22 protein-coding genes are annotated in these 24,919 nt (G+C 40.9%); 16 read left to right on the forward strand and 6 right to left on the reverse strand.

The window, feature by feature from the left end; all coding sequences use genetic code 11:
• Positions 1-7: 7 nt before the first annotated feature.
• Complete coding sequence (locus tag G399_RS0108105; RefSeq protein WP_006012087.1) at positions 8-787, forward strand: DsbC family protein; 780 nt, start codon at positions 8-10, stop codon at positions 785-787.
• Between the two features lie 151 nt (positions 788-938).
• Here the strand turns inward: G399_RS0108105 and yfaE are convergent, their stop codons facing one another.
• From yfaE to ubiG, 4 genes are all read right to left on the reverse strand, one after another.
• Positions 939-1,193, reverse strand: a complete 255-nt coding sequence (gene yfaE / locus G399_RS0108110) for a class I ribonucleotide reductase maintenance protein YfaE (protein WP_026843579.1) — start codon at positions 1,191-1,193, stop codon at positions 939-941.
• A 19-nt stretch (positions 1,194-1,212) separates the two neighbouring features.
• Positions 1,213-2,343: a class Ia ribonucleoside-diphosphate reductase subunit beta gene (nrdB, locus tag G399_RS0108115; RefSeq protein WP_006012081.1), complete on the reverse strand. Its 1,131-nt coding sequence runs from the start codon at positions 2,341-2,343 to the stop codon at positions 1,213-1,215.
• 38 nt (positions 2,344-2,381) lie between these two features.
• A complete protein-coding gene (nrdA, locus tag G399_RS0108120) occupies positions 2,382-4,703 on the reverse strand; it encodes a class 1a ribonucleoside-diphosphate reductase subunit alpha (protein ID WP_006012079.1) in 2,322 nt (773 codons plus the stop codon).
• 395 nt (positions 4,704-5,098) lie between these two features.
• Positions 5,099-5,809, reverse strand: coding sequence for a bifunctional 2-polyprenyl-6-hydroxyphenol methylase/3-demethylubiquinol 3-O-methyltransferase UbiG (gene ubiG / locus G399_RS0108125; protein ID WP_006012077.1), 711 nt, complete (start codon positions 5,807-5,809; stop codon positions 5,099-5,101).
• Between the two features lie 242 nt (positions 5,810-6,051).
• Here ubiG and gyrA point away from each other — a divergent pair, with 242 nt between their 5' ends.
• The 9 genes from gyrA (at position 6,052) to pyrF (ending at position 16,282) form a co-directional block, all read left to right on the forward strand.
• Positions 6,052-8,700, forward strand: coding sequence for a DNA topoisomerase (ATP-hydrolyzing) subunit A (gene gyrA, locus G399_RS0108130; protein WP_006012075.1), 2,649 nt, complete (start codon positions 6,052-6,054; stop codon positions 8,698-8,700).
• 87 nt (positions 8,701-8,787) lie between these two features.
• The gene (serC, locus tag G399_RS0108135) at positions 8,788-9,879 is read left to right on the forward strand and encodes a 3-phosphoserine/phosphohydroxythreonine transaminase (protein WP_006012073.1); all 1,092 of its coding nucleotides are present in this window, start codon (positions 8,788-8,790) and stop codon (positions 9,877-9,879) included.
• Positions 9,880-11,160, forward strand: coding sequence for a 3-phosphoshikimate 1-carboxyvinyltransferase (gene aroA, locus G399_RS0108140; protein WP_006012071.1), 1,281 nt, complete (start codon positions 9,880-9,882; stop codon positions 11,158-11,160).
• 126 nt (positions 11,161-11,286) lie between these two features.
• Positions 11,287-11,973 carry a (d)CMP kinase gene (gene cmk / locus G399_RS0108145; RefSeq protein WP_006012069.1) on the forward strand — a complete coding sequence of 229 codons (687 nt, stop codon included), beginning with the start codon at positions 11,287-11,289 and terminating at the stop codon, positions 11,971-11,973.
• Between the two features lie 87 nt (positions 11,974-12,060).
• On the forward strand, positions 12,061-13,734 hold the full coding sequence (gene rpsA / locus G399_RS0108150) for a 30S ribosomal protein S1 (RefSeq protein WP_006012067.1): 1,674 nt from the start codon (positions 12,061-12,063) through the stop codon (positions 13,732-13,734).
• A gap of 77 nt (positions 13,735-13,811) precedes the next feature.
• Positions 13,812-14,090: an integration host factor subunit beta gene (ihfB, locus tag G399_RS0108155; protein WP_006012065.1), complete on the forward strand. Its 279-nt coding sequence runs from the start codon at positions 13,812-13,814 to the stop codon at positions 14,088-14,090.
• Between the two features lie 31 nt (positions 14,091-14,121).
• Positions 14,122-14,382, forward strand: coding sequence for a lipopolysaccharide assembly protein LapA domain-containing protein (locus G399_RS0108160; RefSeq protein ID WP_006012061.1), 261 nt, complete (start codon positions 14,122-14,124; stop codon positions 14,380-14,382).
• A complete protein-coding gene (lapB, locus tag G399_RS0108165; RefSeq protein WP_006012058.1) occupies positions 14,383-15,555 on the forward strand; it encodes a lipopolysaccharide assembly protein LapB in 1,173 nt (390 codons plus the stop codon). It abuts the gene before it with no gap.
• A 7-nt stretch (positions 15,556-15,562) separates the two neighbouring features.
• Positions 15,563-16,282, forward strand: a complete 720-nt coding sequence (pyrF, locus tag G399_RS0108170; protein ID WP_006012056.1) for an orotidine-5'-phosphate decarboxylase — start codon at positions 15,563-15,565, stop codon at positions 16,280-16,282.
• Between the two features lie 58 nt (positions 16,283-16,340).
• Here the strand turns inward: pyrF and ald are convergent, their stop codons facing one another.
• On the reverse strand, positions 16,341-17,471 hold the full coding sequence (gene ald, locus G399_RS0108175; protein WP_006012054.1) for an alanine dehydrogenase: 1,131 nt from the start codon (positions 17,469-17,471) through the stop codon (positions 16,341-16,343).
• A 120-nt stretch (positions 17,472-17,591) separates the two neighbouring features.
• Here ald and lrp point away from each other — a divergent pair, with 120 nt between their 5' ends.
• The 6 genes from lrp to serS all read left to right on the forward strand — a co-directional run bounded on the left by lrp (position 17,592) and on the right by serS (position 24,504).
• The gene (lrp, locus tag G399_RS0108180) at positions 17,592-18,077 is read left to right on the forward strand and encodes a leucine-responsive transcriptional regulator Lrp (RefSeq protein ID WP_006012052.1); all 486 of its coding nucleotides are present in this window, start codon (positions 17,592-17,594) and stop codon (positions 18,075-18,077) included.
• A 110-nt stretch (positions 18,078-18,187) separates the two neighbouring features.
• Entirely contained in the window at positions 18,188-20,713 is a 2,526-nt protein-coding gene (locus tag G399_RS0108185) for a DNA translocase FtsK (RefSeq protein WP_026843580.1), read from the forward strand.
• Positions 20,714-20,716: 3 nt separating this feature from the next.
• Positions 20,717-21,418, forward strand: coding sequence for an outer membrane lipoprotein periplasmic chaperone LolA (gene lolA, locus G399_RS0108190; protein ID WP_006012048.1), 702 nt, complete (start codon positions 20,717-20,719; stop codon positions 21,416-21,418).
• A gap of 49 nt (positions 21,419-21,467) precedes the next feature.
• The gene (locus tag G399_RS0108195; RefSeq protein ID WP_026843581.1) at positions 21,468-22,814 is read left to right on the forward strand and encodes a replication-associated recombination protein A; all 1,347 of its coding nucleotides are present in this window, start codon (positions 21,468-21,470) and stop codon (positions 22,812-22,814) included.
• Position 22,815: 1 nt separating this feature from the next.
• Positions 22,816-23,202, forward strand: coding sequence for a fluoride efflux transporter CrcB (gene crcB, locus G399_RS0108200; protein WP_026843582.1), 387 nt, complete (start codon positions 22,816-22,818; stop codon positions 23,200-23,202).
• Positions 23,203-23,205: 3 nt separating this feature from the next.
• On the forward strand, positions 23,206-24,504 hold the full coding sequence (serS, locus tag G399_RS0108205) for a serine--tRNA ligase (RefSeq protein WP_006012039.1): 1,299 nt from the start codon (positions 23,206-23,208) through the stop codon (positions 24,502-24,504).
• Positions 24,505-24,511: 7 nt separating this feature from the next.
• Here serS and G399_RS0108210 read toward each other — a convergent pair whose 3' ends face one another.
• Entirely contained in the window at positions 24,512-24,850 is a 339-nt protein-coding gene (locus G399_RS0108210; RefSeq protein ID WP_006012036.1) for a TusE/DsrC/DsvC family sulfur relay protein, read from the reverse strand.
• Positions 24,851-24,919: the final 69 nt, after the last annotated feature.

A 24,919-nucleotide genomic window follows, 5' to 3' on the forward strand; every position in this document is an offset into this window, starting at 1 on the left:
AAAAAAAATGATTATAAGAAGTCTTTTAATACTCGTCGCTATGACTAGTTTTGCAAATGTCGCTTATGCGCAACAGAGCGATTTGGAGCAAGTCGAAAATAACTTAAGGAATGCAAATGCGCAATTTGGAAGTGCGAGAATTGTGGTCGTGCGTGAATTAAGCAACGAAAAATTTCCTGGTTTGTATGAAGTGAACGTGGATGGCCAATCACTCGTTGTGTCTAAAGATGGGACCAGAGCTATTGTCGGTGATGTCTTTGATTTAGAGAAGATGATCAACCTAACGCGAATAGAAAAGCAAAAAGGACAAGTGGTTATCGTGGAGCAAGAGATAGCCAAATTGGATAAAAACGATTTTGTTATCTATCCTGCAAAAGGAAAATCGATTGGTCAACTCTACGTATTCTCTGATACCACTTGTGGTTACTGCAAAAAACTTCATTTAGAAGTTCAAGATTATCAAAATGCAGGCATAGATGTTAAGTACATTCCATACCCAAGAAGCGAACTAGTTGACGGCCAACCTGCGTTTGAAAACATGAAACAGGTTATGTGCGCAAAAGATAAAGCGGCGGCAATGACAAAAATTAAAGCCGGTACTGACAACGGTGAATTCGTTCAAGAAAGTTATGCGCAAGAATGTGTAGACAGCGTTATAAAAGGAAAGATGGCTGGCCAAAACGTTAGATTAGAAGGGACTCCGTTTATGTATTTAACCAAAGGTCAGATACAAATTGTTCCGGGCTATCAACCTTCAGAAAATATTATCTCGTTATTTACCAAGTAAATATAAAAGTAACGTAGGGTTAGCAGATATAAACCGTTTGTTGATTTCAAACACTCTATTATTAGGGGACTTGAAACTGATAAGCGGTTTTTTTATTGCGCATGAAAATAGTCCAATAAGGCAATTTTGCTTACCGCATAATAAAGGGGGGTTAGTATAGTTTGATTTGGATATCGGTAGTTGGCTTGCAACAACAAGGTAATATTTCGTCATCATCTATGAAGGCAAGGGGATCGGTGGTGTATTCAACCTCACCAGATATCAGTTTAGTTCGACAAGCGCCACAATAGCCTTCTCTGCAATGAAAATGAACTTCGATATTTTGCTGTTCTAGGTGAGACAATAGTGAATCGTCGTTATTCTTGCAATTAAAAGGGTCCGAGCCTTCGACTCGGACCTCATACATACCTGATTTTTCTGTCACGTTAGAGTTCGAATGCCTCAAAATCCTCAACAGCAACTTCACTGTCAATTTGGCCAACAAGGTAACTACTGATTTCAGTTTCTTGAGGAGCAACTTGAACGTTGTCTGAACTAAGATAGTTGTTCATCCAAGGAAGTGGGTTACTTTTGATATCAAAAGGTTGTCCCATACCAATGGCAGCCATTCTATGGTTAGCAATATATTCGACGTATTGACACAATATTTCTTCATTAAGACCTAACATTGAGCCATTTTTGAAGAGGTAATGAGCCCATTCTTTTTCTTGCTCTACCGCTTTCAAGAAAATAGCTTTTGCTTCTTCATGACATTCTGCCGCAATTTCAGCCATCTCAGGATCATCTTTTCCTTTCGCCCACAAATTAAGTATATGTTGGGTAGAGGTTAAATGAATGTTCTCATCACGAGCAATGAGGCGGATTATTTTAGAATTACCTTCCATCAATTCACGTTCTGCAAATGCGAATGTACATGCAAATGAAACATAAAAACGTATTGCTTCTAGCGCATTGACTGAATTCATACACAAGTACAATAATTTTTTCAATTCTCGCATATTAATGACGTGATTTTTACCGTCAATAATATATTCGCCTTCACCCTGAGTTTGCCACAACTGCGTTGCAAAGATGAGGTCGTCATAATATTTAGATATATCAGTCGCACGTTTCTTAATTTCATCATTCACTACAATGTCTTCAAAAATAGCACTCGGATCAGAAAAAAGATTACGTAAAATATGCGTATATGAACGTGAATGTATGGTTTCAAAAAACGACCATGTTTCTACCCACGTTTCTAATTCTGGAATAGAAATAATCGGCAAAAAAGCAATGTTTGGACTGCGACCTTGAATCGAATCAAGCAAGGTCTGATACTTTAAATTAGACGTGAAAATGTGTTTTTCAGCATCAGACAACTTTTGAAAATCCATTCTATCTTTGCTGACATCAACTTCTTCAGGACGCCAAAAAAACGAAATTTGTTTTTCGATTAACTTTTCGAAAATCGGATGCTTTTGTTGATCGTAGCGAGCTACGTTAACCGGATTACCGAAAAACATAGGCTCAAGCATCGCATTGTTATTTTCTTGATTAAATGTTGTGTATTTCATTGTTTTATATTTTCACTTATTGGTTCAATCAAATGAGGCTAAATTTTACAAGCGCCGCCAGCACAGTCATCATCTTCTTCAATAATCACTTCTTGTGCTGGTTTAGAAGAGGCTTCTTCTACAAAAGCTTTATCAGTATTGTCTGTGGCGCCGTCTCTGGTGTTGTGATAATAAAGCGTCTTAATACCTAATTTGTAGGTTGTCAGTAAGTCTTTTAATAATACCTTCATTGGTACTTTATTACCTTCATACTTACCTGGGTCATAACTGGTGTTTGCCGAAATAGCTTGGTCAATAAATTTCTGCATAATTGCGACTAACTGCAAGTAGCCATCATTCGACTTAAGTTCCCACAAAAGCTCATAGTTATCTTTCAAACGCTGATATTCTGGAACTACTTGTTTCAGAATGCCGTCTTTACTAGCTTTTATACTGATATGTCCGCGTGGTGGTTCAATACCATTAGTTGCATTTGAAATTTGTGATGAAGTTTCCGAGGGCATCAGCGCTGATAATGTGCTATTTCGTAAACCATGCTTGACTATATCGTTGCGCAAGGTGTCCCAATCGTAATGAAGAGGCTCATTACAGATGCCGTCGACGTCTTTTTTGTAGGTATCAATAGGCATTAAGCCCTGTGAATAAGTGGTTTCGTTGAACTTGGGACAAGCGCCTTTTTCTTTGGCCAACTCCATTGATGCTTTCAGTAGATAATACTGCATTGCTTCAAATGTTCTATGAACTAGGCCGTTAGCACTGTGGTCGCTGTATTTAACACCATTTTTAGCAAGGTAATAAGCTAAATTAATAACACCAACACCTAAGGTGCGTCTGCCCACTGTGGCATTGTATGCCGCAGGAACCGGATAGTCTTGATAATCTAGCAAGCTGTCGAGTGCGCGCACTGCTAAGTCTGATAATTCTTCGAACTCGTCTAAGCTCTTTATTTCGCCCAAGTTGAATGCTGACAAGGTACAAAGTGCTATTTCACCCTCTTCGTCATTAATGTGTGACAGTGGTTTAGTGGGCAACGCAATTTCTAAGCATAAGTTACTTTGGCGCACAGGGGCGAATTTTGGGTTGAACGGACTGTGAGTATTGCAATGATCAACATTTTGTAAATAAATTCGGCCCGTACTTGCACGCTCTTGCATAAATAAACTAAATAGTTCGATGGCCTTAATACGCTTTTTACGAATGCTGTCATCAGCTTCATATATTGTATACAGGCGTTCAAATTCATCCTGATCCGCAAAGAAAGCCTCATACAAGCCTGGTGTATCTGATGGGCTAAACAAGGTGATGTAATCGTCTTTGATCATTCGGGTATACATCAATTTGTTAAATTGTACGCCGTAATCTAAATGACGAACTCGGTTCTCTTCAACCCCACGGTTATTTTTCAATACCAGTAATGATTCAACTTCCATATGCCACAACGGATAGAAAAGAGTTGCCGCGCCACCACGAACACCGCCTTGAGAGCAACTTTTTACTGCCGTTTGGAAGTGCTTATAAAAAGGGATACAACCGGTATGAAAAGCTTCGCCGCCTCTAATAGGACTACCCAGTGCTCTAATACGACCGGCGTTAACGCCAATGCCCGCGCGTTGGCTAACGTATTTTACGATCGCTGATGCTGTCGCATTAATTGAATCTAAGCTGTCACCGGCCTCAATCAACACGCACGAACTGAATTGACGAGTCGGGGTTCTCACACCCGCCATTATTGGCGTTGGCAGAGATATTTTGAAAGTGGAAGCAGCGTCATAAAAACGCTTAATATAATCCATGCGAGATTTGACTGGGTATTTTGCGAACAGACATGCAGCAACTAGAATATATAAGAACTGAGCACTTTCATAAATCTCACCGGTGACGCGATTCTGTACTAGGTATTTACCTTCTAACTGCTTAACGGCGGCATAACTGAAGTTCATATCACGCCAATGGTCGATGAAATTATCCATTTCTTCAAATTCAGCTTGCGTATAATCTAGCATTAAATGGTTGTCATACTTTTTAGCTTCGACCATTTTCTTTACATGAGTGTGAAGTGCTGGCGGCTCAAATTGACCGTAAGCTTTTTTACGTAAATGGAAAATAGCTAAACGTGCGGCGAGGTATTGATAATCCGGTGCATCGGTTGAAATAAGATCAGCTGCAGACTTAATTAGAGTTTCGTGAATTTCTGCTGTCTTAATACCGTTGTAAAATTGAATTTGAGCTTTTATTTCGACTTGTGACACTGACACATCGGTCAAGCCGTTGGCTGCCCATTTCACCACTTTGTGTATCTTATCTAATTCAATGGGTTCTTGGCTGCCGTTTCTTTTTGTTACTAGAATAGTACTGTTCATTTTTTATTATCGCTCATTGGTCTGCGCCGAGTTAATTAGCGTGATTTGAAAATCCCTTAAAATCCTGCCAAAAAAACACGGTGTGTAGTGTATGAATTTCCACACTTATTATTTGGTGTTTGTCATTGGATAAACACAAGATAGAGAGGTTTTGGCTTAGATGCAACCCAACATATAGTGTTTTTTACTAATTTTGGCACTAGTTAATAGTTCAGTTAGTAGGGACTTACGATAACGCAACCAAATTGCCAAGGTTATATAGGATGCAACTTAATTTTATTTATTTATTTTTTTGTAAAATAAATTAGTCTAAAAAGTGTTTCTTTATTCTTTTTTGTTTTAACTGAAATCGTTTATCTAGTGTTTAATAGTATAATAACCACTAGATATAGTGGTTATAGAGGTTTTTCGCAATAAAGTATATAATTAACGTCGACATTTTTATCTGACAGATAATAGGTATTGTTAAGGGGGTTTAAATGTAAACCAGTTATGGCTTTTGGGACCAAGCTTGTGATGTCTATCCATCCCGTCATTTCAGCCGGAGTAATAAACTTCTTATGCTCATGGGTCCCTTTGGGAACCAGGTTAAGAACATACTCTGCGCCTAAAATTGCCATTACCCACGATTTTATATTTCTATTGATGGTAGAAAAGAAAATCCGACCTCCGGGCTTAACGATATTTGCACAAGCTCGAATAACAGAAGCAGGGTCGGGCACATGCTCTAGCATTTCTAAACAGGTAACAATGTCCTTACTTTCGGGGAAATCACGCGCATAATCTTCCGCGCTGGTTAATTCATAACTTACATTGACGCCCGATTCCAGTCCGTGTAATTTTGCTACATCTAACGAATCTTTAGCTAAATCAATGCCGGTTACTAAAGCACCAACCTTAGCCATCGATTCAGCAAGGATCCCGCCGCCGCATCCGACATCTAATATCTCTTTTGAAAACAATCCCTGCGACTTTTCCTCTATAAAAGAGAGTCGCACCGGATTTATATCGTGAAGAGGTTTAAACTCGCCATTAAGGTCCCACCATTTGGATGCTAAAGCGGAAAACTTCGCTATTTCATTGTTATCAACATTAACTGTAGCCATGTCCATCCTCAAAGAATTATTGTTTTTTCAGTCTTTAACGCTGTGAAGCGCTTGAACTGACAATTTTTATACGAATTATTATGACATACATCTACATATTCAACAGCCTTAATGATAATATCTATTCGCCAAACCTTGGCTAAAATAACAAGTGAGCGGTTTACGTCAGATCAACGTCTATTTATAGAATAGATAGCATCAGTTTGTAAATGCTCTACAAATAATAAAGGACAGTGCAGTTCATGACTGATAACGCTAAAGAAATCCTGCCGATTAATATCGAAGATGAATTAAAGAATTCTTACCTAGATTATGCGATGAGTGTCATCGTGGGTCGTGCTCTTCCCGACGTAAGAGATGGCTTAAAACCAGTTCACCGCCGAGTTTTATTCGCGATGAATGAGTTGAAAAACGATTTCAACAAGCCTTATAAGAAGTCTGCTCGTGTCGTTGGTGACGTCATTGGTAAATATCACCCTCACGGTGACTCAGCCGTTTATGACACTATTGTTCGCATGGCTCAACACTTTTCACTACGCTACATGCTAGTTGACGGTCAAGGTAACTTTGGTTCGGTTGATGGTGATTCAGCTGCTGCAATGCGTTATACCGAAATTCGTATGTCAAAGATTGCGCATGAATTACTCGCTGATCTTGAAAAAGAAACCGTTAATTTTGTACCAAACTATGATGGTCAAGAACACATTCCGGAGGTTCTACCCACTAGAGTGCCTAATTTATTGATTAATGGTTCATCTGGTATAGCGGTTGGCATGGCGACAAACATTCCGCCACATAATTTAACCGAAGTGGTAAACGGTTGTATTGAACTTATCAATAATCCCGATTTAAGTATCGATGAATTATTAGACATCATTCCAGGCCCAGATTTCCCTACAGCAGCTTTTATTAGTGGTCGAAAAGGTATCGTAGAGGCTTATAAAACAGGTCGCGGTAAAATTTACTTGCGAGCTAGGGCTGAAATTGAACAAGAAGATAATGGTAAAGAAACTATCATTGTTCATGAACTGCCTTATCAGGTTAACAAAGCCCGCCTTATTGAAAAAATTGCCGACTTAGTTAAAGAAAAACGCATTGAAGGTGTTTCTGCATTGCGTGATGAGTCTGATAAAGATGGCATGCGCATCGTCATTGAAGTCAAACGCAATGAGTCAGGCGAAGTGTTATTAAACCACTTATATGCAAACACACAACTGCAAACTGTGTTTGGTATTAATATGGTTGCGTTGGATAACAAACAACCACGCATTTTTAACCTAAAAGAGATATTACAAAAGTTTGTATTACATCGTCGCGAAGTTGTTACTCGAAGAACTGTTTTCGAGTTGAAAAAAGCCCGCGATCGAGCTCATATTCTTGAAGGTCTTGCTATCGCGTTAGTCAACATTGACGCAATCATCGAAATGATCAAAGCGTCACAAAGCCCATCTGATGCGAAGAAATCATTAGTTGCTCGCGGTTGGGATTTAGGTGATGTTGCAGAAATGCTTTCAAGAGCAGGTAACGACGCCGCTCGTCCTGATTGGTTAGCTCCAGATTTTGGTATTCGCGAGGGACAATACTTCTTAACGGAAGAACAAGCTCAAGCAATCCTAGATTTGCGCTTAAACAAATTAACGGGTCTTGAGCACGATAAGATACTTGACGAATATAAAGCCTTACTCGATATTATTGCAGAGCTATTACATATTTTAGCAAACTCAGAACGCTTAATGGAAATCATCCGTGAAGAGTTAGAAGCCATACGCGATGAATTTGGTGACGAACGTCGCACAGAAATCACCGCAGCGACTCATGATATCGATATTGAAGATTTAATTGAACGCGAAGATGTGGTTGTTACTTTATCTCGTGAAGGCTACGTTAAGTATCAGAAATTATCTGACTATGAAGCCCAGAGACGCGGTGGTAAAGGTAAGTCTGCAACGAAGATGAAGGGCGAAGACTTTATTGAGAAGTTGCTAGTTGCTAATACTCATGATCATATACTTTGTTTCTCAACAAGAGGCAGATTATATTGGCTTAAGGTTTATCAATTGCCGCTTGCGAGCCGAAATGCGCGCGGTCGTCCAATTGTTAATATTCTTCCTCTTGAAGAAGGCGAGCGTATTACTGCAATCCTTCCAATTCAAGAATTTGAAGCTGGCAAATATGTATTTATGGCGACCACAAACGGTACGGTCAAGAAAACCGAGCTGACTCAGTATTCACGTCCAAGAGCTAACGGTATTATTGCGGTTAATCTAAATGACGGAAACGAATTAATTGGTGTTGACTTAACCGACGGACAAAGTGAAATAATGTTGTTCTCTGACGCTGGTAAAGTGGTTAGATTTAGTGAAGAGCAAGTTCGTCCAATGGGTAGAACAGCAACCGGTGTTCGCGGTATTCGCTTAATGGAAAATGAGAACGTTGTTTCCCTTATTGTTCCTCAAGGTGAAGGCGATATTCTAACTGCTACTGAGAATGGTTTTGGTAAACGCACACCAATAGAGCAATACCCAGCTAAGAGCAGAGCAACTAAAGGCGTCGTTTCTATAAAAGTATCAGAGCGAAATGGCCTTGTTGTTGGTGCTATTCAAGTAGACGAAAGTAAAGAAATCATGCTTATCAGTGACAAGGGTACGCTGGTTCGCACACGCGCCTCAGAAGTATCAACGGTTGGACGAAATACACAAGGTGTTCGCTTAATTAGAACAGCTGACGACGAACTTGTGGTCGCTCTTCAACGTATTGATGAGGTGGAACAAGAAATACTCGAAGACATGGATAGAGAGTCGGTAGAGGACACTGTGCAAACGGCAGAATCTACTGAAGCAGATCCACCTAGTGAAATCCCTGATGCAGATACGCCATCTGACTCAGAATAAGCATTAATTACGCAAAAAAGTAATTAGTTAAAGTGTATAAATAAGCGGCGTTTGGCCGCTTATTTTGTTTTTGGAAGATGAAAGTTAATGCAAAACATATTTAATTTTAGTGCCGGCCCCGCCATGCTTCCACAAGAAGTTATGCAGCAAGCTCAAGAAGAACTAATCAATTGGCAGGGGCTTGGTACCTCGGTAATGGAGGTGAGCCACCGAGGTAAGCCTTTTATAGAAGTAGCGGAGCAAGCTGAATCTGATCTTCGTGAACTACTTCAGATCCCTTCCAACTATACCGTCTTGTTTATGCATGGTGGTGGCAGAGGACAGTTTTCAGCAGTACCTTTGAATATTTCAACATCATTTGATTTAAGTCAGCATTTAGTATCTGGACAGTGGTCTATTGGCGCGGAACAAGAAGCACAAAAGTTTTGTCGTACCAGTATTGTTGCAACTAGTAAAAAGATTGACGGCAAAATGTATGTACCAACACAAGACGAGTGGTCAATTGCTGAAGAGTCTGGTTATTTTCATTATTGCACTAATGAAACCGTAGACGGTGTTGAGATTAATTGGGTACCAAAATCTGCCAGCGGTAATGTCCCTATTGTGGCTGACATGTCTTCGAATATTCTATCAAAACCCATCAATATAGAAGATTTCGGGATTATTTATGCAGGAGCACAAAAAAATATAGGGCCATCAGGACTGTCAGTCGTGATTGTACGAAATGACCTTATAGGCAAGGCTAGAAAAGACACACCTGCAATTTTTAATTATCAGTTACAGGCAAACAGCGGATCGATGTATAACACGCCACCTACCTTTTCTTGGTACTTAGCTGGTTTGGTTTTTAAATGGCTAAAAGCGCAAGGCGGATTAGAAGCTATGGCGCAGTTAAATCTGCGAAAAAGCCACATTTTATATGAGCAAATTGATGCGACCGGTTTTTATAAAAATAATGTGCACAACGATTATCGTTCAAAAATGAATGTTACCTTCCAGTTGCGTGATGAGTCGCTCAATGATTTATTTTTAGAGCAAGCCGAATCTAACGGTTTAGTTGCATTGAAGGGGCATCGAGCGGTCGGCGGAATGCGGGCAAGTATATACAATGCAATGCCATTAGCAGGGGCTCAAGCATTAGCTGATTTTATGCAAGAATTTGAAAGGAAGAACGGATAGATGGAAAGTTTAACGCTTGAGCCTATTAGCCATGTCGAGGGCGAAATAAACGTTCCTGGTTCAAAAAGTTTATCAAACCGGGCCTTACTGCTAGCCGCTCTAGCAAAAGGCACAACCACACTGACCAACTTATTAGATAGTGATGATATAAAGCATATGTTAAATGCACTAACCCAATTAGGTGTTAGCTACCGTTTAAATGATAATAAAACTGAGTGCGAGGTTATTGGTCTTGGTGGTCAATTTTCGACGCATAAGCCACTCTCATTATTTCTCGGCAATGCAGGAACGGCTATGCGTCCACTTTGTGCAGCGCTAGCGTTTTCAGACGTTGACGTTGAGTTGACTGGCGAGCCACGCATGGAAGAACGACCTATTGGTGATTTAGTCGATGAGTTAATTAATGCGGGCGCGGACATAAGTTATAAAAAAAATAAAGGTTATCCACCGCTGCGCATTAAAGGTAGTAAATTAGAAACTACGTCATTCAACATTGACGGCTCTGTTTCAAGTCAGTTTTTAACGTCGCTATTAATGGCGGCACCTCTGCTTGAGCATGAAGTGAGTATTAATATTGTAGGGGAACTCGTTTCCAAGCCATACATTGATATTACGCTCAAGACGATGGCCACTTTTGGGGTTAGCGTCTTGAACACTAACTACCAGTCTTTTATTATTAAAGCGGGACAACAATATCAGTCACCTGGTACCTTTCTTGTCGAGGGAGACGCATCTTCCGCGTCATATTTCTTAGCAGCGGGTGCAATAAAAGGGGGCACGGTTAAAGTCACCGGCGTGGGTAGAAATTCGATTCAAGGCGATATTGCATTTGCTGATGTACTTGAAAAAATGGGCGCAAAGATAACTTGGGGTGACGACTTCATATCGGTAACGGGTGCTCCGTTAAGTGCTGTCGATATGGATATGAATCATATACCCGATGCTGCAATGACCATAGCAACAACTGCGTTATTTGCTAAAGGGACAACCTGTATTTCAAATGTGTATAATTGGCGTGTAAAGGAAACTGATCGCTTACATGCAATGGCAACTGAATTAAGAAAAGTCGGTGCTATGGTTGAAGAAGGACATGATTATATTAAAATCACGCCACCGGAACAGCTTAAATATGTAGCAATTGATACGTATAATGATCACCGAGTCGCGATGTGCTTTTCATTGTTAGCTTTGGGTAATGTTGGCATCACAATTAATGATCCCGGATGCACAGCTAAAACCTTCCCTCGCTATTTTGACGAATTTCGTAAAATAGCGAGGTAAATAGTGTTCGCATAAATTAGCAAATAGCTAGTTTCAAGGCAGTTGAATGTCCTTAAAGCATTGCACTGTTGGCACATGTGCGTATAATTGTCGCGTTTTTCGGCCAGCAAACGTAATGGAGTAATTATGCAAAAAGTGCCAGTCGTAACTGTTGACGGACCCAGCGGAGCGGGGAAAGGGACCCTAAGCACGCTTTTAGCTGAACATTATCAGTGGCAATTCCTAGACAGCGGTGCAATTTATAGAGTGCTAGCTGTAGCAACAACACATCATGGTATTGAGCCTGATGACGAAGTTGGTATCGTGCCATTAGCTGCTAGTTTGGACGTCACTTTTGACACCCAAAATGGAGTAACCCGGGTTATCTTAGAAGGTGAGGATGTTACTGACGATATTCGAACCGAAGAAGTGGGTTCGGTTGCCTCAAAAGTAGCTGCTTTGCCAACCGTAAGAGAGGCGCTTTTAAGAAGACAAAGGGCGTTTGCCGAAGCGCCAGGACTGGTCGCAGATGGCAGAGATATGGGCACTGTGGTGTTTCCAAATGCGGATGTAAAAATATTTTTGACAGCAAGCGCTGAATCGAGAGCGCAAAGACGATACGATCAGTTGAAACTTAAAGGTTATGATGTTAACCTTTCGCGCCTTTTATCGGATATACAAGCTCGAGATGAGCGTGATTCAAATCGTTCGGTTGCTCCCTTAGTTGCGGCAAACGACGCTTTAGTACTTGATTCTACCTCAATGGGTATAAAGCAAGTTCTTGATAAGGCAAAAGATTTCATTGAAGCCAAGCTGTTTGGTGGAAATGTTTAAAGACTGTTGTTAGGACGACGACGGTATCATTAACAACCCCGTAACCCCACGGATGATATTACGGATTAAAAAAGACTATCAAATAATATGACTGAAAATTTTGCACAACTTTTTGAAGAAAGCTTACAACAGATAGAAACTCGCCCAGGCGCAATCGTTAAAGGTACCGTAGTATCTATCGATAAGGACATTGTTCTTGTTGACGCTGGCTTGAAATCAGAAAGTGCTATTCCGGTAGACCAATTTAAAGCGGCTGACGGTTCATTAGAAATCGCTGTTGGTGATGTTGTTGACGTTGCATTAGATGCAATCGAAGATGGTTTCGGTGAAACTATTCTTTCTCGTGAGAAAGCGAAACGCCACGAAGCGTGGGTTGAGCTTGAAAGAGCTTACGAAGAGAAAGAAACCATTAAAGGTGTTATCAACGGTAAAGTTAAGGGTGGTTTCACAGTTGAAGTTAATACTGTACGCGCATTCTTACCAGGTTCACTTGTTGATGTTCGTCCTGTTCGTGAAACAGTACATCTTGAAGGCAAAGAATTAGAATTTAAAGTTATTAAGCTCGATGCTAAGCGTAATAACGTTGTTGTATCTCGTCGTGCAGTTATCGAAGCAGAGAGCAGCGCAGAACGTGATCAACTTCTTTCTAACTTGGAAGAAGGCGATGAAGTTAAAGGTATCGTTAAGAACCTCACTGACTATGGCGCGTTCGTAGACTTAGGTGGTGTAGATGGTCTTCTACACATCACAGATATGGCTTGGAAGCGCGTTAAGCACCCAAGTGAAATCGTTAATGTTGGTGATGAAATCAACGTTAAAGTACTGAAGTTTGATAAAGAAAAGTCACGCGTTTCATTAGGCATGAAGCAAATGGGCAACGATCCATGGCAAGAAATTGCTAACCGTTACCCTGAAGGCGCTCGTTTAAGTGGTGCAGTCACCAACTTAACTGACTACGGTTGCTTTGTAGAAATTGAAGACGGTGTTGAAGGTCTAGTTCACGTTTCAGAAATGGATTGGACTAACAAAAATATTCACCCATCTAAAGTCGTTAATCTTGGCGATGTTGTTGAAGTTATGGTACTTGAAATTGACGAAGAGCGTCGTCGTATTTCTCTTGGTCTTAAACAGTGCATTGATAATCCTTGGGAAACATTCGCTAAGTCACACGAAAAAGGTGACAAAGTGTCTGGTAAGATCAAGTCAATTACGGACTTCGGTATCTTTATTGGCCTTGACGGCGGTATTGACGGTCTTGTTCACTTATCTGACATTTCATGGCAGAAAACCGGTGAAGACGCCGTTCGTGACTATAAGAAAGGTGACGAAATTTCAGCTGTTGTTCTCCAAGTTGACCCAGAACGTGAGCGTATCTCACTAGGTGTTAAACAAATTGAAGAAGACCCATTCAATAAGTATCTGACAGATAACAAGAAAGGTGCTATTGTTAATGGAACAGTAATTGAGGCCGATGCTAAAGGTGTAACAGTTCAACTTGGTGAAGAAGTTGTTGGTTATATCCGTATTGGTGACCTTACACGCGATAGAGTGGAAGATGCTGGTGAAGTAGTGAAGGTTGGTGATGCAATCGATGCTAAATTCATGGGTGTTGACCGTAAGAACCGCATTGTTAATCTTTCGGTTAAGGCTAAAGATCACGCTGATGAAAAAGAAGCGATTGATAGTGTTAACAACAAGACTGACGAGGCTGGTTTTGCTAGCGCGATGGCAGAAGCATTTAAAGCTGCTAAAGGCGAGTAATGCAATTCGGAGCGACAGTCCCTGTCGCTCCAATTTCTCCCTGGTTGCTGTATATCATTCTTAAATAGGAGATTGGCGTGACCAAATCAGAACTTATAGATCGTTTAGGCGAGAAAGCACAGCACCTGCAGGGTAAAGAGCTTGAACTTGCAATTAAAGAGTTATTAGAACAAATGGCCCAAACTCTTCAACGCGGTGAACGCATTGAAATAAGAGGTTTTGGCAGTTTTTCATTACATTACCGTTCACCTCGCACAGGTCGTAACCCTAAAACAGGAGAGACTGTAGAGTTAACGGGTAAACATGTACCGCATTTTAAAGCAGGCAAGGAACTCAGAGATAGAGTCGACCTGTAAATATTCGCTATTCAGTAATCAAGGCTATTCGATGAAAGGAATAATCGTTGTCGTTGTCATTATCATGTTATTAATGATATCGATTGTTATTGGTTCTCAAAATACCCAGATGATTACCGTCAATTACCTCGTCGCTAAAGCTGAGTTAAGAGTCTCTACGTTTATGGTTGTCACCATAGCATTGGGTTTCTTAATTGGTTTTTTGATGATGCTACTCCGTTTTCTAGGCCTCAAAATGCAAAATACACTTTTGCAACGAAGGCTGAAGAAGCTATCAAAAGATTCCGCATAAATGTTAGAAGCATTATTTTTAGCGTTGCCAGTTGCAGTTGCATACGGTTGGGTAATGGGCCGAAACAGCCTCAGGAAAGCCCAACGTAGACAGTCCTCTATTCTTTCAAAACACTATTACAGGGGCTTAAATTTTTTACTCTCCGATCAACCCGATAAAGCGGTTGATACCCTTATGAAAATGATCAGTGTTAATAATGATACCGTTGAAACTCATATCGCAATGGGCAACTTCTTTAGACACCGAGGTGAATTAGACAGAGCGATCAGAGTCCATCAAAACCTAATCAGTAGAGACGAAATAAGTAATAAGCAAGAGGCTCTCGCCCTCTTGGAGTTGGGAACTGACTACTTACTGGCTGGCTTTTTGGAACGAGCCGAAGGCGTATTTTTACAATTATTAGAACAGACTCAACACTTTGATGTAGCCCAGCAAAAACTGTTTAATATTTATCAAGTGACCAAAGAGTGGAACAAGGCGATTGAGTTAGCAAGTACTAGTATTCAGATAACGCCAAACGACAAACACTTGTACGTTTTGCTCTCTCACTTTTATTGTGAACAAGCCAAAGCATTGCTTGAAGAAAACAAAAAAGATGAAGCCACTTCGCTATTGAAAAAAGCAATTATGATAGATGGTAGTCAAGTGCGAGCATGGCTAGATCTTGGAAAACTGGCACTTGCCTCAGAAAATTATAAAGAAGGTTTTGCGTACTTATCCGAAATACCCAAGCGTGACTTAGATTGGTTAAGTGAAGCGATCCCCTTGTTAGAAGAATGGGCGAGTAAAACAGATGGTTGGGAGCAGTTAGAAAAACTGTTAGAACCTTATTGGCAAAAATGTGCCTCATCTTATATTGCTAAAGTGAATATTATTGCTCGCAACGGCGACAATGAACATGCTATTGATATTCTCGTCTCGCAGTTGCAGAAACACCCGACTATGCGCGGATTCAAAACACTACTAAAGCTCTATGAAGACAACTTCAGTGATGCTAAAAAAGCGCAAGAAAGTTTAAGTCACTTACAATCGCTTCTCGACAAGCAAATAAGTCAACGTCCTAAATATAGATGCAACAGCTGCGGTTTCTCTGGTCGTCAATTGCATTGGCTCTGTCCTGCCTGTAAAACTTGGTCCAGCATTAAACCTATTAAAGGCCTAGACGGAGAATAATATCAGTATGTCTTTAACTTCTTGCGACCCTAAAGTAATTGTTGCTCTTGATTTTGATAATCAAAACGCTGCAAATGAGTTGATCTTAAAGCTCGATCCAAATGCATGTCGTTTGAAAATTGGTAAGGAAATGTTTACTTATTTCGGGCCCGATTGGGTTAAGAAAGTGGTTGCATTAGGCTTTGACGTTTTCCTAGATCTAAAATTTCATGACATACCCAATACAGTAGCTAAAGCGGTTAAAGCAGCCGCTTCATTGGGTGTTTGGATGGTCAACGTGCACGCCAGCGGTGGTCCAGATATGATGAAGGCTGCCATCAAAGCACTCAAAGAGACTGGAACAAATAGACCTTTGTTGACAGCGGTCACGGTTTTAACCAGCATGGACCAAAACCAATTGGATTCAGTGGTGGGTAATATACAAATTAGTGAGCAAGTTAAACGCTTAGCGTTGTTGACCCAAGAGTGCGGTTTAGATGGGGTCGTATGTTCTGCTCAGGAAGCTATTGAGTTAAGAAAGGTACTGAATAATGATTTTTTATTAGTGACGCCTGGTATTAGGCCGATTGGCTCAAAAACAGGGGACCAAGTGAGAATTGCAACACCGTTAAGCGCTCTTCAAAGTGGTGTTAATTATTTAGTTATAGGTCGACCTATAACTCAAGCAACTGATCCTCTTAGTAGTTTGAATGACATTAACGCTTCAATTTGTCACTTCGCTAAATAGTACTCATTTATAAAAAAGGAGCCTAAATCGGCTCCTTTGATACTTATAATGGTAATACTTAACTATTTAGTGCTTCTGCCGCAGGTAAGTAAATTAAGCCTAATTTCTCGCCTAATGCGTCAGCTACCGCTTTGTATGTGACAATACCATTGTGCACATTCAATCCATTTAGCAAGTGTTGGTCATCTAGCATTGCTTGCTTAGGACCTTTGTTTGCTAGTGCTAAACCGAATGACAATGTAGCGTTATTCAGCGCCATTGTCGATGTACGTGCCACACCACCGGGCATGTTTGCTACACAGTAATGCACCACATCATCAATAATATAAACAGGGTCTTGATGTGTTGTTGCTTTTGAAGTTTCAAAACAACCGCCTTGATCAATAGCAACATCAACCACGACCGACCCCGGCTTCATATTTTTAATATGTTCACGATTTAGCAGTTTTGGAGCCGCAGCACCAGGTACTAAAACAGCACCAATGACTAAGTCGGCTCGTGATGAATGATAATCGATTGCTTCAGATGTTGAAAATACAGTCGCTAAGCGGCCTTCAAATATATCATCTAGTTCACGCAAACGATTTAAGGAACGATCAAGGATAGTGACATCAGCGCCCAGCCCCATTGCCATTTTGGCTGCATTTAAACCAACAACACCACCGCCAATAATGAGCACTTTCCCTGGTGCAACACCAGGTACACCGCCTAATAACGTGCCGCTACCACCACTTGCTTTTTCTAGATAATGAGCACCCGCTTGAATTGACATACGACCTGCAACTTCGCTCATTGGCGCTAAAAGTGGAAGCGTTCCGCGATGGTCTGTGACTGTTTCATAAGCAATGCAAGTGGCACCTGATTCAACTAATAATTGTGTTTGCACTGGATCTGGAGCAAGGTGTAAATAGGTGTATAAGGTTTGCCCTTGACGCAGCATTTTGCATTCGTTTGCCTGTGGTTCTTTCACTTTAACTATCATATCTGCTTTAGCAAATATTTCTTCAGGCGTTGCAATAATTATGGCACCTGCATTTGTATAAAGTTCGTCTGTGAAACCTATTGACGCACCTGCATTAGTCTGCACAAGTACCTCATGACCGCATTTAACAAACTCCTGAACTGCAGCCGGAGTAAGTCCGACGCGATATTCATGATTCTTTATTTCCTTTGGTACACCAACAATCATCTTTAGACCTTAAATGTTAATTAATTGCGTGCAGTTTACTGTATTTTTACTAAATAAAAATATCGAAGATTTCACAAATGCAGTATAATCTTCTGATAATTGAACGATTAATGAAATTAAATGCTAGTTAAGACGCCCAAACATATTGACCGAATTGACCGCAAAATACTGACTGCACTGCAATTAGATGGAAGACTTTCCAACGTAGAATTAGCAAAGAATGTAGGTTTAAGTCCTAGTCCATGCTTAGAAAGAGTTAAAAGACTTGAACAGCAGGGTTATATAACTGGCTATACAGCGACAGTTGATCCGGCTAAGCTGGGTGCCGCAATGTTAGTATTTGTCGAAATTACACTTTCAAAAACTTCGGTTGATATATTCGCAGAATTTTCTACGGCAGTGCAAATATTGGACGACATTCAAGAATGTCATTTAGTTTCAGGGAATTTTGATTTTTTATTGAAAGCTCGAGTTGCTGACATGTCTAGTTATCGTAAATTGTTAGGTGATACTTTATTGCGTTTACCTGGCGTAAGTGAATCGCGTACTTATGTTGTGATGGAAGAAGTAAAACACAGCAATAGAATAAAAATTAACGATAAATAACATTCAGCCTGTATGCAGTTGTTTGGATTATGATATTCTTGACAACCAATAAGGATTAGTTGACACAACACTAGTTCAATAAGAATTATAAATAAAAGAATTGTAGGGATATGGCGCGATTATCCGGAACACAGCGATTGATGGAAGTAGGCATGATGTTGTCATGTGCAACTGCTTTTTTCTTGCTGATAGCATTAGCTTCATTTCATCCTAGCGACCCAGGTTGGTCGCAGGCTGGATTACACAACGAAATTCAGAACTTGATGGGCTCTACGGGCGCATGGGCTGCTGATATTCTGTTATTTACTTTTGGTATTACGGCATACGTTCTGCCCTTTGCTTTGGCGTTTTGTGGCTGGTTTATATTTTTGCATTTAAAGAGTGTGTCTAAACTCGACTACCTGACAATTAGCCTTCGTCTGGTTGGGGCATTGTTAGTTGTGTTCGGTTTCACGGGTATCGCTAGTATCAACTTTGATGACTTCTACAGTGTATCTGCTGGCGGCGCTATGGGTGATATTATTAGTACAGCGCTTATTCCTTATTTTAGTTTTGTGGGCACTGTATTACTGCTTATTTGTTTTTTCTGTACTGGTTTTACGCTAGCAACCGGTATTTCTTGGTTGAGTATTATTGACAGCATTGGCTCTTTTACTATTAATAGAGCGAAGGACTTATATACGTTACCGCAAAAAGTGAGTGCGCTCTCGCTACCGACTTTTGCGAATAAGAACGAAAATGCATTGCCTAAACCTATCAATACCGAAAGTTCTGAATTAAATATAACCAGTTTACGTGCTGAGCCAGAGCCTGAAGTAAGTGAAAATATAACAAACAAAACAAACAACTCAGATACAACAAACGCGTCAAACTCATGGACTAAATCAGAACCTAAATTCCATATTCCTGATGCGGTTTTCATGTCAGAAGACGATAGTATTGACGCTATTGAATCTCCTGATAAATATGTCCATAACACTGAGGATGAAGAGGATGAACTGAATTCAACCCCTGCAGTGGAGCGTCAGCGCATCAAAGTTGTTAGGGCTTCAAAAAGTGCAGGGCAGGGCGGATTGCGGGCAGAACAGAGTATAAAGCCTGCAACATCAAGTCAAGATGACGCTTCAATACCGGTCAGGAAAACACTCATGCCGTCATTTGATTTATTAGAGCGCGCTGACAAACATGAAAATCCAATTACTCAAGAAGAGTTAGACCAAGTTTCTAGGCTATTAGAAGCAAAACTAGCTGACTTTAGCATCATCGCAAACGTGGTTGATGTTTTACCTGGTCCTGTTATTACCCGCTTTGAACTGGACTTAGCGCCGGGCGTAAAAGTGAGTAAAATTACTGCCTTAGCAAAAGACTTAGCAAGAGCAATGTCAGCGATTTCGGTGCGTGTTGTCGAGGTTATTCCCGGTAAGTCGGTTATAGGTTTAGAGCTCCCAAACAAACATCGTGAGATGGTTCGCCTAAGCGAAGTGATTGAAACCAAAGCGTTTCAAGCCAGTGAATCGCCATTAACCATCGTGTTAGGAGCCGATATTTCAGGTAAACCGGTTGTGGTTGATTTGGGTAAAATGCCACACTTATTAGTTGCTGGTACAACCGGTTCAGGTAAATCGGTTGGCGTAAACGTCATGATATTAAGTTTACTTTATAAATCGACTCCTGAAGATGTTCGCCTCATCATGATCGATCCAAAAATGCTTGAACTTTCAGTTTACGAGGGCATACCGCATTTGTTAACTGAAGTGGTAACTGACATGAAACAGGCGTCAAACGCATTGCGTTGGTGCGTTGGTGAAATGGAACGACGTTATCGCTTAATGTCTGCGCTGGGTGTTAGAAACCTAAAGGGTTATAACAAGAAAATAAAAGATGCCAAAGACATTGGTGAACCGATACTTGACCCGCTATGGAAGTCTGAGGAGAGCATGGAAGAAAGCGCTCCAGAACTCAATAAACTACCCAGCATCGTTGTCATTGTCGACGAATTTGCTGACATGATGATGATCGTAGGTAAAAAGGTTGAAGAGCTAATCGCAAGGATTGCACAAAAAGCACGTGCGGCTGGTATACACCTTATCTTAGCGACTCAAAGGCCGTCTGTAGACGTTATAACAGGTTTAATTAAAGCCAACATTCCAACTAGAATTGCATTCCAAGTATCTAGTAAAATTGACTCAAGAACGATACTTGACCAACAAGGCGCAGAATCATTGTTAGGGGCTGGAGATATGCTATATAACCCTCCTGGTACCAGTATCACGACTCGTGTGCATGGCGCATTTGTGGATGACCACGAAGTTCATGCTGTCGTTGCAGATTGGAAACAACGAGGTGCACCTCAATACATCGATGAGATCCTAAATGGCGAAGCAACATCAGAAGTATTGTTGCCTGGAGAAAATCCTGATGGAGAAGATCAAGAGTATGACGCATTTTATGACGAAGCGGTCGCTTTCATTACCCAAACACGCCGCGCTTCAGTATCAAGCGTACAACGTAAATTTCGGATTGGTTACAATAGAGCAGCTCGTTTAGTTGAACAAATGGAACAGAGCGGTGTCGTAAGCTCACCCGGCCACAATGGCAATAGAGAGGTGTTAGCACCACCTCCACCAAAGGATTAGATTATGTTGACTCTGGTCAAAAATAAAAATTTTAGCTTACTCAAAAATAGGCTTCGAAGGTTAACTTCATCTGCTGTCATTGTGCTTAGTTTAATGACGGTGAGCAGCACTGCTATCAGTGGTGACGCTGCTGCGCAAGAAACACAAAACATCACGGCAAAGGATGAGTTGAAAATAAAACTCAGCAAGTTAGTTTCATATTCAGCTAACTTCTCACAGAGTATTTCTGATATTAGTGGCAAAGAGTTACAAAAGTCATCGGGTACATTGACCTTAAAAACGCCAAATATGTTGCGTTGGGAGACTCAATTACCGGACGAAACCTTGCTTATTGCCGATGGTACAACTGTGTGGAATGTTGACCCATTTGTAGAACAAGTTACGGTCATGCAACAAACATCGATAACCCAAAATAATCCGTTAATGCTGCTAGTTTCAGATGATGAAAAACAGTGGAATGCGGTAACTGTTGAAAACAAGCAGTCTCGATTTGTCGTGACCTCGAAAAATGAAAATGCCAACATCGTTGCATTGATTATTGAGTTCAACGGCGATGAACTTACTCGCCTGCAATCAACAGATAGACAACAGCAGAAGAGCTTATTGGTGTTTTCAAATATAACTCAAAATGAATCTGTTTCGCAGTCGCTATTTTCGTTTGATATTCCAAAGAATTATATTATTGACGACCAACGCAGTCAATAATAAAGCGAAGCTTCTATCGCCTAAAGTCGTCGTTAACATCGAGTGCTAAATGAAATCCTCTGCATATAAACCCCTAGCTAGTCTATTGAGACCAAATCGTCTCAGTGACTACGTGGGCCAGTCTCATTTAATTGGAGAACAGGGCACTATCTCCAGGATGCTTGCACAAAAGAACTGTTATTCAATGATCTTCTGGGGTCCTCCCGGCACTGGTAAAACAACGCTAGTGCATTTAATCGCAGAACAACTGGATGCCGACGTTATTGAGCTTTCTGCTATTAACTCAGGTGTGAAAGAAATACGAGCCGCCATCGGTGACGTTAGCGGGTCTTTAACCACTGGTAATTCAGATCTATTTGCAAGACAAAAAGTCGTCTTTGTAGACGAAATCCACCGTTTTAATAAAAGCCAACAAGATGCTTTTTTACCCTACGTTGAAAGCGGTCATATTATCCTTATTGGTGCTACAACAGAAAATCCAAGTTTTTCAGTTAATCGCGCTTTGCTCTCTCGTTTACGTGTGTTTATTTTAGAAAAACTATCAACAGACGAATTAATGACGCTATTGAATAGTGCAATTAATTTTTTGCAAGAACGCGAAAATAAATGTATTGAGTTTGAAGAAAATGCCTCAGTAGCGCTAGTCTCTCAGGCTAACGGCGATGCAAGAAGCTTGCTAATGTCGGTCGAAATTTGCAGTGATTTAGCCCGTAACGGTGAAAAAATCAGTCTAGAATTGATTAAAAAAGCGACGGGTGCTAAAACGTTAGCGTTTGATAAGAACGGCGATCATTATTACGACTTATTGTCTGCATTTCATAAATCCGTACGCGGCTCTTCACCCGATGGCGCTTTATATTGGTTTTGTCGCTTGCTGAAAAGTGGTGGCGATCCCTTAGTTATCGCAAGGCGTTTGTTAGCCATTGCATCTGAAGATATCGGAAACGCAGACCCCAGAGCATTGCAAGTTTGCTTAAACAGCTGGGACCTTTATCATCGAGTAGGTCCTGCTGAAGGCGAGCGAGCTCTAGCCCAAGCTGTGATTTATTGCGCCCTTGCGCCAAAAAGCAATGCGGTATACTCCGCCTTCAAAAAAGCACAACAGCTTATTGAAGATACACCAAGTTACGATGTTCCTAAGCACTTGAGAAATGCACCGACTAGTTTGGCCAAACAAATGGGACACGGAGAGGAATATCGCTATGCTCATAACGAACCTAATGCCTATGCTGCAGGTGAGTCATATTTACCTGCCGATATTACGGATCAGGTATTTTATACCGCCACCGATAGAGGTTTGGAAAAGCAATTGAGTGCTAAAATGGTTTTCTTAGCAGAACTTGATGCTCAAGCGCTAAGACAAGGAAATTCAAGAACAGATAAAGTGAGTAAATAAGATGCAGACCTTCCAAATATACTTATTTGTAGCTATTGGGGGCGCAATAGGGGCCTCCATGCGTTACTTTGTTCTGCAACTTGCCACTAATCTATTGGGAAAGAGCTTTCCATTTGGTACTCTTGCAGTAAATGTATTGGGATCGTTTGTTCTGGGCCTAGTGTATGCATTCTTACAACAGGATAATGGCGAAAACACAGGATTAAGGGTATTAGTAGGCTTTGGTCTAATAGGCGCGTTTACTACCTTTTCCACCTTCTCACTCGATACCGTATTACTTATTCAGCAAGGCGAATTAATTAAAGCCGCGCTGAATGTATTTTTCAACGTCACTGTTTGCCTCATTTCAGTGTGGTTGGCGTTCCTAATTTATCAAAGGATAATGTAAAAAATGTTAGATCCTCGATTGCTCAGAAATAACCTCGACGAAGTTGCTGCTAAATTACAAACGCGTGGTTATTCGCTAGATGTTGCTGCAATAACTGAGTTAGAAGAAAAACGTAAAGCGTTAAAAGTCACAACTCAAGATTTACAAAACGAGCGAACGATTCGTTCTAAAGCAATCGGCAAAGCCAAAGCGTCTGGAGAGGATATTAAACCTTTACTTGAGGCTGTGAGTGGCTTAGGAGAAAAGCTTGAAGAGGCCAAATCAAGCCTAGAAAAAGTAATGAACGCACTCAACATCATTTACCAAGAAACGCCAAACTTGCCCGCTGATGGAGTACCTGCAGGCAGAGATGAAAGTGAAAATCAAGAAGTGCTTAAGTGGGGTGAAGTCCCCACTTTCGACTTTGAAGTGAATGATCATGCCGATGTGTCACTGAGATTAAATAACGGACTTGATTTTGAAACAGCGGCTAAATTATCTGGTTCACGATTTGTTGTTATGAATGGAGCTGTAGCGAGAATGCATCGTGCACTTGGTCAGTTCATGCTTGACATGCATACTGAAGAACACGGTTATCAAGAAGTTTATGTTCCTTACCTAGTTAACTCCGAGAGTCTCTACGGAACCGGGCAATTGCCGAAGTTTGGAGAAGATCTATTTCACACTAAACCGGCGACCGAGGAAGGTCAGGGCATGTCACTGATCCCAACTGCTGAAGTACCTTTAACTAATATAGCACGCGACGAAATATTTCCACTAGAAGCACTTCCGATCAAGATGACCGCGCACACGCCTTGTTTTAGAAGTGAAGCAGGCTCATATGGTCGTGATACTAAAGGGCTTATTCGTCAGCATCAATTTGATAAGGTTGAGATGGTTCAATTAGTTCATCCAAGTACCTCAATGGCCGCACTAGAAGAGTTGACAGGCCATGCAGAAGCTATCTTACAAAAGCTAGGATTAGCTTATCGCAAGGTACTGTTGTGCACGGGTGATATGGGCTTCGGTTCAAGCAAAACCTATGATTTAGAGGTTTGGCTTCCTGCTCAGGACACCTATAGAGAAATTTCTTCATGCTCAAATATGGGGGATTTTCAGGCCCGCAGGATGCATGCAAGATATAAGTCTCATGATATGAAGAAGCCTGAATTGCTACACACGTTAAATGGTTCAGGTTTAGCCGTTGGCAGAACGCTAGTCGCTATATTGGAAAACTATCAACAGGCTGATGGTAGCGTTAAAGTACCAGCAGCCTTAGTGCCTTATATGAATGGTGTAGAAGTTATGGCACCTTCTGCATAGAGTGTGACTACAGGCATTTTGCTGGCTTAGGTAGGCCAGCTATTTTAGTTGCTTGTCTCGCCGGGCCTTTTGGAAATAAACGTTGCACGTAACGGCTGTTTCCAATCTGGGGCCCAAATTTATTCGACAAACTTTTAACCAAGACTCGTATTGCAGGACTGGTTTCATATTCTTCGTAAAACGCCCTAACAAAAAGCACAACCTCCCAATGAGCGGGGGTCAAATCAATTCCTTCCAGTTGCGCTATCACAGTGGAGAGCTCTTCGTCCCAGTCTAAATAGTCCAGTAGATAACCGTTTCCATCTATTTCAATTTTTTTGCCGTCGTATTCTAAAAAATGTTGCATACTATTTTGATCTACACTCTTTATGTCAGTTTTCTACCAAGACCCGGCACGACAAACTTTGATGTAAAA

Origin of the sequence: Brumicola pallidula DSM 14239 = ACAM 615, from assembly GCF_000428905.1 — a bacterium.
GTDB lineage: Bacteria > Pseudomonadota > Gammaproteobacteria > Enterobacterales > Alteromonadaceae > Glaciecola > Glaciecola pallidula.

What these genes read in the sequence shown, in the direction of transcription:
- G399_RS0108105 (WP_006012087.1), top strand. Translation starts at nt 8, where the DNA reads ATGATTATAAGAAGTCTTTTAATACTCGTCGCTATGACTAGTTTTGCA.
- yfaE (WP_026843579.1), bottom strand. Translation starts at nt 1,193, where the DNA reads ATGTATGAGGTCCGAGTCGAAGGCTCGGACCCTTTTAATTGCAAGAAT.
- nrdB (WP_006012081.1), bottom strand. Translation starts at nt 2,343, where the DNA reads ATGAAATACACAACATTTAATCAAGAAAATAACAATGCGATGCTTGAG.
- nrdA (WP_006012079.1), bottom strand. Translation starts at nt 4,703, where the DNA reads ATGAACAGTACTATTCTAGTAACAAAAAGAAACGGCAGCCAAGAACCC.
- ubiG (WP_006012077.1), bottom strand. Translation starts at nt 5,809, where the DNA reads ATGGCTACAGTTAATGTTGATAACAATGAAATAGCGAAGTTTTCCGCT.
- gyrA (WP_006012075.1), top strand. Translation starts at nt 6,052, where the DNA reads ATGACTGATAACGCTAAAGAAATCCTGCCGATTAATATCGAAGATGAA.
- serC (WP_006012073.1), top strand. Translation starts at nt 8,788, where the DNA reads ATGCAAAACATATTTAATTTTAGTGCCGGCCCCGCCATGCTTCCACAA.
- aroA (WP_006012071.1), top strand. Translation starts at nt 9,880, where the DNA reads ATGGAAAGTTTAACGCTTGAGCCTATTAGCCATGTCGAGGGCGAAATA.
- cmk (WP_006012069.1), top strand. Translation starts at nt 11,287, where the DNA reads ATGCAAAAAGTGCCAGTCGTAACTGTTGACGGACCCAGCGGAGCGGGG.
- rpsA (WP_006012067.1), top strand. Translation starts at nt 12,061, where the DNA reads ATGACTGAAAATTTTGCACAACTTTTTGAAGAAAGCTTACAACAGATA.
- G399_RS0108160 (WP_006012061.1), top strand. Translation starts at nt 14,122, where the DNA reads ATGAAAGGAATAATCGTTGTCGTTGTCATTATCATGTTATTAATGATA.
- lapB (WP_006012058.1), top strand. Translation starts at nt 14,383, where the DNA reads ATGTTAGAAGCATTATTTTTAGCGTTGCCAGTTGCAGTTGCATACGGT.
- pyrF (WP_006012056.1), top strand. Translation starts at nt 15,563, where the DNA reads ATGTCTTTAACTTCTTGCGACCCTAAAGTAATTGTTGCTCTTGATTTT.
- ald (WP_006012054.1), bottom strand. Translation starts at nt 17,471, where the DNA reads ATGATTGTTGGTGTACCAAAGGAAATAAAGAATCATGAATATCGCGTC.
- lrp (WP_006012052.1), top strand. Translation starts at nt 17,592, where the DNA reads ATGCTAGTTAAGACGCCCAAACATATTGACCGAATTGACCGCAAAATA.
- G399_RS0108185 (WP_026843580.1), top strand. Translation starts at nt 18,188, where the DNA reads ATGGCGCGATTATCCGGAACACAGCGATTGATGGAAGTAGGCATGATG.
- lolA (WP_006012048.1), top strand. Translation starts at nt 20,717, where the DNA reads ATGTTGACTCTGGTCAAAAATAAAAATTTTAGCTTACTCAAAAATAGG.
- G399_RS0108195 (WP_026843581.1), top strand. Translation starts at nt 21,468, where the DNA reads ATGAAATCCTCTGCATATAAACCCCTAGCTAGTCTATTGAGACCAAAT.
- crcB (WP_026843582.1), top strand. Translation starts at nt 22,816, where the DNA reads ATGCAGACCTTCCAAATATACTTATTTGTAGCTATTGGGGGCGCAATA.
- serS (WP_006012039.1), top strand. Translation starts at nt 23,206, where the DNA reads ATGTTAGATCCTCGATTGCTCAGAAATAACCTCGACGAAGTTGCTGCT.
- G399_RS0108210 (WP_006012036.1), bottom strand. Translation starts at nt 24,850, where the DNA reads ATGCAACATTTTTTAGAATACGACGGCAAAAAAATTGAAATAGATGGA.